Raw genomic sequence first — 712 nt, forward strand, 5'->3', positions numbered from 1 at the left:
GACTCACTTGCGTCTTGAGTTCAGCATGGACTCGGAAACCTCACCGAACACCATCAGAAGCGTTGTGACACAGATAGAGGCTGTATTCAGCAGTCAGCCACCCATCGTTCTGTTACCAAAAGGACGGACTGACCGGTAAAGGTAGAGCGTGGGTCCGTCGTTGTGAAAACCGGACCGAGTCAGACAAACGAGGGCGCAAGCGGATAGTCCCACGCCGTCCCACGTAGTGCCTTATAAGTCGCATAGAGGCAGAACCCCAGGTCGAGTGCGGTAATCACGAAAATGAGAGAGAGCGCGACGAACCCAACGATATTGACATCAATTAAGAATGCCACGGCGAACAGCACGACGACACTGAGTATATAAAATAGTTGCCAATTCAGGGCATTCTTGGCATTCGATTTGGAGAAGTCACTATTCGACAGTAGGTAGACTGGGCCAGCCCCAAAGATACCGAATAACAGGGCTAAGCTGTGGACAATCACTCCTACAATCGTTCGGCGTTTGCCGGAATTAGCCTGAGTGGGCCCCATTCTGTGTGAAATAAGCGGATACTGAATTAAAGCCCTTTGACCGCGACTCGCCCGTCGGAGGGATAGTCGATACTATATGAATGTTCGGCGCTGTGTTAGATACAAGACACCACTCTACCGATTCGTTTTCGTTACAGTTGACGACTTACGAGTGACCGATTCGCGCACTCTATTCAGCA

1 protein-coding gene is annotated in these 712 nt (G+C 50.6%); it reads right to left on the minus strand.

Going from position 1 to position 712, the window contains the following annotated elements:
• Positions 1–179: 179 nt before the first annotated feature.
• Entirely contained in the window at positions 180–533 is a 354-nt protein-coding gene (locus tag AUR66_RS23295) for a DUF4870 domain-containing protein (RefSeq protein WP_082682210.1), read from the minus strand.
• Positions 534–712: the final 179 nt, after the last annotated feature.

The organism is Haloferax profundi, assembly GCF_001469865.1.
GTDB lineage: Archaea > Halobacteriota > Halobacteria > Halobacteriales > Haloferacaceae > Haloferax > Haloferax profundi.

Coding starts and splice junctions, on each gene's coding strand:
- AUR66_RS23295 (WP_082682210.1), bottom strand. CDS start 533: ATGGGGCCCACTCAGGCTAATTCCGGCAAACGCCGAACGATTGTAGGA.